The organism is Virgibacillus natechei (genome assembly GCF_026013645.1).
Lineage (GTDB): Bacteria > Bacillota > Bacilli > Bacillales > Amphibacillaceae > Virgibacillus_L > Virgibacillus_L natechei.
In genome coordinates this window covers 1,649,462-1,660,927 of sequence record NZ_CP110224.1, presented here as the reverse complement: position 1 = coordinate 1,660,927, position 11,466 = coordinate 1,649,462, and the positions used below count along the sequence as shown (strand labels likewise).

Below are 11,466 nucleotides of genomic sequence, written 5' to 3'. Positions count from 1 at the left end.
ATTCAAGTAGCTTCTTTCAATTTTGAAAAATTAATCCGATTCTTCAAACAGCGCCCCTTTACCATGTCCACTTTCCTTACCTGGCAATATTAGATTAAGAATAACGCCTATTATTGCCGATAAAGCCATCCCTGCAATTTCCACACCTTCTGACAGCTCGATAAATGCTCCACCAACACCGATTACTAAGATGACAGATGAAATAACCAGATTACGCTTATCACTTAAGTCGAGTTGATTATCAGTAAGCATACGTAATCCATTTGATGCAATAATTCCAAATAAGAGAATGGAGACTCCCCCCATAACTGGAGTTGGAATTGAATTTATGGTGGCTGTAATGATTCCAATAAACCCAAACAATATTGCGAGCACTGCCGCTCCCCCGATAACAAACACACTAAACACTCGTGTAATGGATAAGACGCCTATATTTTCTCCATATGTGGTGTTTGGTGGCGCACCTATCATGGATGCAAATAAGGTCGCAACGCCGTCTCCAAATAGAGATCGATTCAACCCAGGATCTTTGAGAAAATTGCGTCCAGCAATTTTTGATAAAACCATCTGATCCCCAATATGCTCCGCAACTGTCACAAGTGCGATAGGAACCATGATAAAAATAATTTGTAGATTTATAATTTCTAAAGGTGCATAGTCAACAAAAGGTATAATAAAGTCTGGCATTTGAAAAATTGCCCCCAAAAAATCTCCAACTGAACCTATATTTGCTATTTCTGCCCATTCAGCTTTTATCTGGGATGTATCAACGATTCCTTGAAACAGTGCAAATAAATACCCACTAACAATACCTATGAGTATGGGAATGAGTGCCAAAAATCCTTTAAAGAAAATAGTAGCGATAATCGTAATAATAAGAGTTACTAAAGCTACTAACATAAACGTGCTACTATATATCTCATTATCATACATTGCCATATCAACGGCAGTTGGCGCCAAACCTAAACCAATCACCATAATTACTGGCCCAACCACAATAGGAGGCAAAAGGCGCATAAGCCAATCTGTACCCAAAAAAGTGATCAATAAGGCTACTAACCCGTAGACAATTCCTGCTAAAAACCCACCAACCATTGCACCGGCTGCTCCTTCACTAGCACTCGCAGCTATAATCGGTGCAATAAATGCAAAGCTGGAACCTAAATATGCTGGAATTTTCCCTCTTGTAATGAAGAGATATGCCAGTGTTCCAGTTCCGCTTGAAACCAATGCTACAGCAGGCGATAAATCAGTAAGAAATGGAACTAAAATTGTCGCACCGAACATAGCGAACAAATGCTGTATGCTTAATAGTATCCATTGACTTCCCTTTGGTATTTCATTTACATCCATTACTATATTTTTTTGTGTCATGTCTATTCCCCCGTTTTTCTGCATAAAAAAACCTCTCTGCAAAAGGCTGCAAAGAGGTACACGTGACCAATTTTCTTCACGTTTTCTTAAACAACCTTCTAAATCTCTCTGGATTTAGTTAAAGGTTTAGCTATTCTTTTCATAAATGGATACTAGATCAATCTCATCCATTTCTTCCAGTCGTACTACGATTATTTCCTTATCTGAAGTAGGAATATTTTTCCCAACGTAATCTGCACGAACCGGTAATTCTCTATGTCCCCTATCCACTAGAACACCAAGCTGAATTTGCGAAGGTCTCCCGATATCCATCAGAGCATCCATTGCCGCCCTTACCGTTCGACCTGTATATAAAACGTCATCAAGGAGTATTACTTTTTTTCCTGTAAGATCAACATCAATATTTTTATCTTTTAATTGTGGTTCAGCATTTTGAGTAGCTTTTTCCAGATCATCTCGATATAACGTTATATCGAGTTCACCAATTGGAACATCAACCCCTTCAATGTGCTTTATCTTTTCCTGAAGGCGTTTTGTAAGCGGGGCACCACGTGTTTTAATGCCGACAAGTACTAAATTGCTTACACCTTTATTTTTCTCAACGATTTCATGAGCAATTCTGGTTAATGCTCGATTAATTGCCGGCTGATCCAATATTTGTGTTTTCTCTTGCATCCCATCACCTCTTAACCCCTTATAATAGAAAAATCCCTTCTCTCCGTGAGGAAAAAAGGGATTTGGATATATGTATGTAGGACTACACATATGTAAACATCCGTTTCCTTTTTAGCCTCACGGGACTATATTAAAGGTTCATTATTCATTTCATATATTATTTCAGAATACCGATCATTTGTCAATACATTTTTTCGATGGATGCCAACATATCCTCAAAATAGGTTGGAGCCTCCGCTTTAAATTCCATCCATTCTTTTGTCCTTGGGTGTGTAAATCCTAATACGGTTGCATGTAATGCTTGACCTTTTATATCCATCGTTTTACGTGGTCCATATTTTGGATCACCGACAAGGGGGAAGCCAATGTATTTCATATGTATACGTATTTGATGAGTTCTGCCTGTTTCCAGTTGGCATTCTACATGTGTATAGTCAAGATAACTTTTTATGACATTGAAATGGGTTACAGCAGGTCTTCCTTCATCAACTATTCCCATTTTTTGGCGATCTTTAGGATCCCTTCCAATCGGAGCGTCAATCATGCCTGATTCGTGCTTGATTTCACCATGAACAATTGCTTCATACATTCGTTTTATTTTCTTTTTTGACAACTGTTCGGATAAGACTGTATGTGCTTTATCGTTTTTAGCAACTACCAATAAACCACTTGTATCCTTATCAATCCGGTGTACAATTCCAGGTCGTTCCACACCATTAATTCCTGATAGGTCATCACAATGATAAAGCAAGGCATTGACAAGTGTTCCACTCTGATGGCCTGCTGAAGGGTGAACAACCATGCCTTTAGACTTATTAATAACTAATAAATCACTATCTTCGTAGACAATGGATAAGGGAATATTTTCAGCATCAATGTTCAAGGACTCTACTTCTGGAACCGACCACTTTAGGTCATCTCCCGCTTGGCACTTATAATTAGATTTGACGCTCTCTCCGTTCACCAATACATGCTCTTTGGTTATCCATGACTGGACTTGTGACCGGGATATTTCTGGATTTAATACGGCAAGTAATTTATCAATTCTTTGTCTCGCCTGTTCCTCTGTCACTCTATGATTAAATGTATTCATTGTTTCGATTTTCCTTTCTTTTTTTCATCGATTATAGTTGCGATTATTATTAATATAACTCCAATTGTTAATGCAGAATCAGCTATGTTAAAGATAGGAAAATTATAATTAAAAATTATAAAATGCAAAAAATCAACAACTTCTTGATGAAAAAGGCGGTCAATAAAGTTTCCAATCGCTCCTCCGAGAACGAAACTTAAACCAATTGCTAAGGTTTTATCTTCTTTTGCATATGCTTGCATGTAATATACAATACCGATAACTACAATTAACGTCACAATATAGAAAAAAATCATCTGGTCTTGTAATATTCCCCAAGCAGCACCACTATTGCGATGTGATGTTAAATAGAAGAAGTTATCGATAATTTTAATTTGTCCACCAATATCCATTGTTTCTACAACAATCCATTTGGTTAACTGATCAATTGCTATAATGATTAATGCGAGACCATAATAAACATACATTCCATTTCCCCCGATTTTTCTCTAAGTCTTACTTATCTTAAACGTTAAATCATTATTTTTCAATAAAAATTACCCCTCTAATTGTAGAGGGGTAATTTCAGGTATAATTATGCAGAATAATGCTCTTTTACAACACTTGCACAACGAGAGCATAAACCAGAATGATCTGGATCTTCTCCAACCGTTTCAGATGCTACCCAGCAACGTTCACATTTTTCTCCAAGATGTTTTTCTACGAAAACATCTACATACGAATATTCTTTTGCATTACTATTACTATCACGAATAACCGTTTCAGATACGATCAAGAATTGATGCAAATGCGCAAACGAATTTAATACATCCTTCGTTTGTTTATCTTTTGGAACTACGGTAACTTTTGCTTCTAAAGATTTACCAATTACTTTTTCATTCCTCGCTTCTTCCAACGCCTTTAATACATCATCGCGAATTTTCATGAAATGATCCCATTTTTCTTCTAGTTCTCCAAAGTTAGCAATTGCTTTTGGTTCAGGTATATCTGTTAACTGAACACTTTCTTCTACTACACCAGGAATATATTCCCATAATTCATCGGTTGTATGCGGGATAATTGGTGTCAATAATTTAACCATTGTTGTTAAAATCTCATAATACCCTGTTTGAATACTGCGACGACGTTTATTATCCTTAGCTTCAATGTATAAGATATCTTTTGCGAAATCCAAATAAAAAGAGCTTAAGTCAACCGTACAAAAATTATGGATTTGATGAAAAATTGGTGAGAACTCAAATTTTTCATAGTTATCACGTACATTGCTAACGACTTGCTGCAGTCGATGAAGCATATAACGATCCACTTCTTCCATTTCGGATTCTTGAACATAATCCGTGTTAGGATCAAAGTCACTTAAGTTTGCCAGCATAAACCGGAATGTGTTTCTAATTTTTCGATATGCTTCTGAAGTCTGTTTTAAAATTTCCTGAGAAATCCGTACATCTCCTTGATAATCAACGGATGATACCCATAATCGCAAAATATCTGAGCCTAACTGTTTTTGTACTTTAGATGGTACCATAACGTTTCCTAACGATTTACTCATCTTTCTTCCATTACCATCTAATACAAAACCATGACTAATAATATTTTCATACGGTGATTTACCTGTAACTGCAACAGAAGTTGAGATAGATGAGTTAAACCAACCTCTGTACTGGTCACTACCTTCTAAATAAACATCTGCTGGGCGTCTGTGGTCCTCGCGACCAACTAGTACTGCTTCATGGGATGATCCTGAATCAAACCAAACATCCATAATATCTGTTTCTTTCGTGAAATTCCCGTTTGGACTATATTGTGAAGTAAATCCTTCAGGTAATAAATCTTTTGCTTCCCATTCGAACCAGATATTAGAGCCATGTTCTTTAAATAGATCCGATACATGTTCAATTGTTTCATCATTAATAATGGGTGTATTATCCTCCCCATAAAACACAGGAATTGGAACCCCCCATGTACGTTGACGTGAAATACACCAGTCTTCACGGTCACGAACCATGTTATATAGACGTGTTTCCCCCCATGATGGGTACCAATTAATTCGGTTAATCTCGTCTAGTATATCCTGGCGAAAGTCTTTAATCGATGCAAACCATTGTGAGGTAGCGCGGAAAATGGTTGGTTTTTTCGTCCTCCAATCATGTGGGTAGGAATGCGTAATAAACGTAAGCTTCAACAAGGCGCCAACTTCTTCTAACTTTTCTGTTATAGACTTATTAGCCTTATCATAAAATTCACCTTCAAAACCTGGTGCTTCACTTGTAAACACACCTTTATCATCAACAGGTGATAATGCATCAATACCGTATGATCCAGCTACAATAAAGTCATCTTCCCCATGTCCAGGCGCTGTATGAACACAGCCTGTACCAGCCTCTGTTGTTACATGATCACCTAGCATGACGAGTGAATCTCGATCATAAAACGGGTGTCTAGCAACAATCTTATCTGCTTCTTGTCCTTTAAACGTTTTCACTACGTTTGGGTTTTCCCATTCTAATTCTTCAGATACAGTTTCGAGTAGTTCATGAGCAATAACATATTTTTCCTGCTTCACCTCAACTACTGCATAATCCAAATTTGGATGCAAGCTGATTCCTAAGTTAGCAGGAATGGTCCACGGCGTTGTCGTCCAAATAATAAATTTCTCACCATTATCAAGTAATCCTTTGCCATTCGTCACTTCAAATGAAACATAAATGGAAGGAGAACGTTTATCATGGTATTCAATTTCTGCTTCTGCTAAAGCTGATTCAGATGATGGTGACCAATAAACTGGTTTTAATCCTTTATAAATATAGCCCTTTTTAGCCATATCACCAAATACTTTGATTTGTGCAGCCTCATAATCCTTTGTCAATGTAACATATGGATTCTCCCAATCACCACGAACCCCCAGTGACTTAAACTGTGTTCGTTGATTGTCAAGTTGGTTTAAAGCATATTCAGCACATCGTTTTCTAAACTCGGAAATACTCATTTCCTTACGCTTAATTTTTTTATTTTTCGTTAATGCTGTTTCAATTGGCAGTCCATGTGTATCCCAGCCTGGTACATATGGTGCATGATAACCAGACATCGATTTATACCGCGTTATAAAATCCTTCAAAATTTTATTCAAAGCATGACCAATATGTAAATCTCCATTTGCATATGGTGGTCCATCATGTAAAATAAATGATGGTCTTCCTTCTGTTCTCTGTTGAACCTTTTCGTATAAATTCGTTTCATCCCAAATTCCTTGTCGTTTTGGCTCTTTATTTGGCAAATTCCCTCGCATTGGAAATTCCGTCTTTGGCATTAATAATGTATCCTTGTAATCCATCTATACTACCTCCTCAGCTTTTTTACTTTCCTAAATAATAATAAAAGTCCCCTACATCCCAAAAGGGACGAGGAGACTCGCGGTACCACCCTTATAAATATAAAATAATGCAATTTTACATTCACTCGATATTCATAACGGGAATAAACCGTCCATTGCTACTCAATTCAAAATGGATGCTCAAGAGTGATATTCTAAAAGAATTACTGTATCAGGCTTTCACCATATCCTGACTCGCTAGACAGCATACCTTCTATACTGGGCTCTATCAATGCAATTTTTATTTATATTAGACTTATGTGTATGAATTATATGTAAAATTTCACTGGACGTCAAGATCTAAGACTTATTTTCAGCAAACTCGAGCTCCTCGCCCAATTCCTCATCGAATAAATCCTCCCAATCATCTGTTCCAATCATATCAAGTTGTGCTTCAACAAGCATTTTCAGACGTGTTCGGAAAACCTTTGCTTGTTTCTTTAACTCTTCTACATCCATTGATATACGTCTTGATTTGCTTAGCGCATCGTTTATAATTCGATCCGCATTTTTTTCAGCTTCTTTAATAATTAATTTAGATTCTTTAGTAGCACTACCTTTCACTTCCTCAGCAGTCTCCTGAGCCACCAAAATTGATTTATTTAATGTTTCTTCAATATTCGTAAAGTGTCCAAGTTTTTCATCCAACTGCTCAACTTTTTCCTGTAAATCTTTTTTTTCTCTTATTACTGTTTCATAATCTTTGATGACTTGATCAAGAAATTCGTTCACTTCATCTTCATCATATCCTCGGAAGCTTCTTGTAAACTCTTTATTATGAACATCTAACGGTGTTAATGGCACATCGGCCACCTCCTTCAAAAAATTTCCTTCTATATAATCGTAAAAAATTATGACTTTTTTCGTAAGTATCGTTGTTTTTAAATCTTCGCAGTTGATGAAAATTGCGACGTACCCGCTGGTTTTCTTTCCGCTACAGACCGTTGTTTTCCGCGGGAACGGCCTCAGCCTCCTTGCCCTGGCAAAGGGTATGTCGACGTTGTTCGCAAAGAACGGTTTTAGTCGACCTTCCTTAGGATAGTCCTGTGGGGACTTCAGACTCGTGCTGGGACTGCGCGTAAATGCTCGTCCCACCGAAGACATTTGTTCCCGCAGGAGTCAACGGGCCTCCGCTCCAATCAACCATCACAAAACTGCTAGTATTTGTTTTAATAATTAAGCATAGACTTTTTAAAATTACAAAGAACAGTACCAGCGTCGGAAATACACGAAGACTCTAGCGGGAGGCTCACCTGCCGCCCGCGGAAAGCGAAGTGTATTTCCAGGGCGACGGTAAGTTATGTCGCACTTTGTAGATTTTATGTCGAAAGCAACATTTTTTAGAAAACAGCCAAAGTTATAAAGTAAAAACCGCATTAAGTTTTTATTCGACATAAATCAACTAAATTCCTGCATCTATTAAAAATTTAATATAACCATATTTCGTGTGCAATCAAATTTACACATATCATTTACGTTATAAAGATAAAATAGCGGTCGTTATCCTCCACTTATCTTTCTTTGTTTGGCCATTTATTTTTACCAGCTTACTTCTACCCTTGCCCCGAGCTGAAAGTAAATCACCCTCTTGTAAAATAAATTTACCATCGTCTACTACTTTAAAATTCACTTTTACCTGCTGTTTTTTTATAAAGTCTGCAGCTTCTTTTCTAGATACGTTATATATTTCTTTTACGACTGCATCCAACCGCAACGAAGAAACGGTTTGATCCGTCTCAATCCATTGTTTTTCCGTTTCAATAAATGAAGAAAATGGTTGTTCTTCAAGCTTAATCTTAGCTCTTTTAATTGTGGTTAGATTGGCCAACACAAACGGGGCAATTTCATCTGCCATGACAATTTGTACGGTACCATCACCAACAAAAATATCACCAAGTTTCTTACGTTGTATGCCCAGGGATAAAAATGCTCCCATCACATCACGGTGTTCTAATGATATAAACTTATCCTGATAATGTGCCTGTAATAATATAAGTTGATAGGAGGCTTCTTCAATCTCTTCATAGATTGGTGCGATAATAGCACGCTTCCTTTCAGCATGCTCACCACCGCCATACTGATATAACCGCACGTCACTGTTTGTCCCAATTAATACATGCATAATTTGCTGCTCTCTTGGATCCAGGAAGTCGGTTACTTTTATCTGAAATGACTTTTCAACATGCTCAATCCATGATAATACTTGATCAATAAATGGTTGTTCTTCTTTACGAAAATGTTGATAAATATTCATTTTATACACCCTTTAGGAGAGCAGCATTGAAAATAATGTTCCTAAGCCCATCCTCGCGAAACTGAGCGTAATAATAGCTACGATTGGAGATAAGTCGATCATACCCAATGGAGGAATAAACCTACGGAAAACTTCAAGATAAGGCTCTGATATTTTCCCTAAAAACTCACCAAATGCTGACTCCCTAGCTCCTGGAAACCAAGACATAAAAATATAGATTATTAATGCGAAACTGTAAATCGTTAATGCAGTATCTAATAGGTTATACAATTGGAACATCTTTTACTACCATCCTTTTTCATATTCATTTTCGGCTTCGTCAAACGATAATTCGGATATTGTCCCCGACACATCGACATTATCTGGTGTACAGAGAAAAGTTTCTGTTCCAAGTTTTTGAATATCCCCATTTAAGGCATATACCGTACCGCTAAGAAAGTCAACAATTCTTTTTGCCTGATTGTTATCTACGCGTTGTAAATTGATAACCACTGCGCGTCTATTTACGATATTATCTGCTATTTCCTGGGCTTCATTGTAATTTCTAGGTTCCAAAAGCACAACTTTAGATGCCGAGTGCTGCATACTTGTTAGATTAACCACATTATGTTTTGTTTGTTGTTTGGTATTATTTTCTGGTTCACTAGCTTCTTCAGCATAGTCATATTCAAACTCATCTTCCATCGTAAAATAATTTTTGATTTTGTTTTTAATGCTCATGTGTTCACCTCACTATATATAAATTATTGCCCTACCAAATCGGAACCAATTCTAATATGTGTAGCACCTTCCTCAATAGCAATTTCATAATCATTGCTCATACCCATAGATAGATACTCACAAGGTGCATGGGCTAGTTTTTTATGTTTAATTGTATTTCTTAAATCAGCTAACGTTTGAAAAAATTCTCGCAGACGCTCTTTATCTTCCAGATGTGGAGCCATAGTCATTAAACCAACAACATGTACATTTTCATACCTTTCGATAGACTTTATAAAAGGAATGACTTCATCTGGCCTTAGACCATGCTTAGATTCTTCCCCGCTCACATTAACCTGAACAAAACAATCTTTCTGTTCCGTTGCCCGTTTGTTTATTTCTTTAACAAGCGATAGGCGATCCAAAGAATGAACGACATCAACCTTGTTGATTACATCTTTTACTTTTCTCGATTGTAAGGTGCCGATAAAATGCCATTTAGCATCAATTCCAATATGATTGTATTTCTCCATAAATCCATCAGGACGATTTTCGCCAAGATTTTTGATCCCTGCTTGAATGGCTTCCCTCGTTCTTTCTATTGTAACATATTTCGTAACTCCTATTATTGTAATTTCATCAGGATTTCGTTTGCTTTTCTCACTAGCTTGTTTAATAGTACGCCTCATATATTGCAGATTTGTTGCTACATCCATTGTCACCAATACTCCTCCCCAGTTTAGCTACATTCATAACCAAGAAAACCTAACATTCTTCCTGTCTGACCATTATCTCTTCGATGTGAAAAAAATAGCGCATTATCATTAAACGTGCAATAATTTGTTACATCTATATTATTACGTATTACACCACATTGTAAAAGGATTTCTACATTTAACTGCTTTAGATCTAATAAATAGCGATTGTTGCCATTTGAGATTACTGTATTCTTCCTATCCTGTACATGTATATGGTTAATGACTTTTTCATCAACCTCATAGGCTTTTTGCGTAATACATGGGCCAATCGTTACGAGCAGGTCTGTTGGATTTACTCCAGCTTCGTCCAGTTTTTGAACCATTTTTTCAGCTATTCTGTTAACCGAACCTCTCCAGCCTGCATGGGCAATACCTATGTAGCCTGACTTCGGATCGAAAAAATATAAAGGAACACAATCCGCGAAAAAAGCAGTACATAATATACCTTCGCAATTCGTAATCAATCCATCCGTGTCTTTTAAAGAATTTTGATAGGAAATAGCCCCCTTCCCTTTATCCTTAGCAGTAACTGCTTGTATATTTGTTTGGTGCGTCTGTTCTCCTAATACCCAATTTTCCAATGGAATACGCAAATGATTCGATAAAATTGTACGATTTTCTATAACGTCATCATACTCATCCTGTACATGCAAACCACCATTTAACGTATCAAACGGCGGTTTGCTTACACCACCGTTCCTGACCGTGAAACCAGCCTTTAGTTTTGGATTAAGCTTTTTCCATTTTTCTATATGTATATGGGATTCATTACTGTGTTTAAATGGTTCAATCATGGCCGTGTCCTCCTTCACTCACTTGTACCATTTTATCATAATTTCTATATTCTATTTTACTTGTTTGTAAAAGGTTACGCATACAATTGTGGTTGTTGGACCTCTTTTACAAGAATGACGTCTGAACCAATGCGTACAATTTGATCCCAATGAATAATTAGTTCATCTGGCTTTCCGAAAATACCACTTTTCTTCTCACGCATAATGAGTACAATTGCAAGTATCTTACCACTATCTGTATCAATTTCCAAATCAGAGATGTGCCCCAATCGACGTCCATCATCAATAATGATGACCTCTTTAAGTTGCAGTTCGGATAATTTTATCAATTTTATTTCACCCCACTTACTCTAAATATATGCGTCAATTTCAGATAATTTCACTAGAAAGCAAAAAAAGCAAAAGGAATAGGGATTCTTCACCTTTCCTTTTGCTTTTTTACCGTACCG

General features: G+C 36.9%; 12 protein-coding genes and 1 other annotated feature. All 12 genes read right to left on the bottom strand.

Annotated features, from left to right (window positions below):
* Window positions 1-30: 30 nt before the first annotated feature.
* The 12 genes from OLD84_RS08675 to OLD84_RS08620 all read right to left on the bottom strand — a co-directional run bounded on the left by OLD84_RS08675 (window position 31) and on the right by OLD84_RS08620 (window position 11,346).
* Window positions 31-1,374: a solute carrier family 23 protein gene (locus tag OLD84_RS08675; RefSeq protein ID WP_209461407.1), complete on the bottom strand. Its 1,344-nt coding sequence runs from the start codon at window positions 1,372-1,374 to the stop codon at window positions 31-33.
* A 126-nt stretch (window positions 1,375-1,500) separates the two neighbouring features.
* A complete protein-coding gene (gene pyrR / locus OLD84_RS08670) occupies window positions 1,501-2,049 on the bottom strand; it encodes a bifunctional pyr operon transcriptional regulator/uracil phosphoribosyltransferase PyrR (RefSeq protein WP_209461408.1) in 549 nt (182 codons plus the stop codon).
* 181 nt (window positions 2,050-2,230) lie between these two features.
* Window positions 2,231-3,142 (bottom strand): RluA family pseudouridine synthase, encoded by a 912-nt coding sequence (locus tag OLD84_RS08665; protein WP_209461409.1) that lies wholly within the window; start codon window positions 3,140-3,142, stop codon window positions 2,231-2,233.
* Window positions 3,139-3,609, bottom strand: a complete 471-nt coding sequence (lspA, locus tag OLD84_RS08660; protein WP_209461410.1) for a signal peptidase II — start codon at window positions 3,607-3,609, stop codon at window positions 3,139-3,141. Before lspA ends, OLD84_RS08665 begins: the two co-directional genes overlap by 4 nt.
* A gap of 107 nt (window positions 3,610-3,716) precedes the next feature.
* On the bottom strand, window positions 3,717-6,473 hold the full coding sequence (gene ileS, locus OLD84_RS08655) for an isoleucine--tRNA ligase (RefSeq protein ID WP_209461411.1): 2,757 nt from the start codon (window positions 6,471-6,473) through the stop codon (window positions 3,717-3,719).
* A 60-nt stretch (window positions 6,474-6,533) separates the two neighbouring features.
* Window positions 6,534-6,754 (bottom strand) — a binding site (T-box leader).
* A gap of 58 nt (window positions 6,755-6,812) precedes the next feature.
* On the bottom strand, window positions 6,813-7,316 hold the full coding sequence (locus tag OLD84_RS08650; RefSeq protein WP_209461412.1) for a DivIVA domain-containing protein: 504 nt from the start codon (window positions 7,314-7,316) through the stop codon (window positions 6,813-6,815).
* Window positions 7,317-7,989: 673 nt separating this feature from the next.
* The gene (locus tag OLD84_RS08645) at window positions 7,990-8,766 is read right to left on the bottom strand and encodes a YlmH family RNA-binding protein (protein ID WP_209461413.1); all 777 of its coding nucleotides are present in this window, start codon (window positions 8,764-8,766) and stop codon (window positions 7,990-7,992) included.
* A gap of 12 nt (window positions 8,767-8,778) precedes the next feature.
* A complete protein-coding gene (locus OLD84_RS08640) occupies window positions 8,779-9,045 on the bottom strand; it encodes a YggT family protein (RefSeq protein WP_209461414.1) in 267 nt (88 codons plus the stop codon).
* A gap of 6 nt (window positions 9,046-9,051) precedes the next feature.
* The gene (locus tag OLD84_RS08635; protein ID WP_209461415.1) at window positions 9,052-9,486 is read right to left on the bottom strand and encodes a cell division protein SepF; all 435 of its coding nucleotides are present in this window, start codon (window positions 9,484-9,486) and stop codon (window positions 9,052-9,054) included.
* A gap of 23 nt (window positions 9,487-9,509) precedes the next feature.
* The gene (locus OLD84_RS08630; protein WP_209461545.1) at window positions 9,510-10,181 is read right to left on the bottom strand and encodes a YggS family pyridoxal phosphate-dependent enzyme; all 672 of its coding nucleotides are present in this window, start codon (window positions 10,179-10,181) and stop codon (window positions 9,510-9,512) included.
* Between the two features lie 23 nt (window positions 10,182-10,204).
* A complete protein-coding gene (pgeF, locus tag OLD84_RS08625) occupies window positions 10,205-11,017 on the bottom strand; it encodes a peptidoglycan editing factor PgeF (protein ID WP_209461416.1) in 813 nt (270 codons plus the stop codon).
* Between the two features lie 74 nt (window positions 11,018-11,091).
* Complete coding sequence (locus OLD84_RS08620) at window positions 11,092-11,346, bottom strand: YlmC/YmxH family sporulation protein (RefSeq protein WP_209461417.1); 255 nt, start codon at window positions 11,344-11,346, stop codon at window positions 11,092-11,094.
* Window positions 11,347-11,466: the final 120 nt, after the last annotated feature.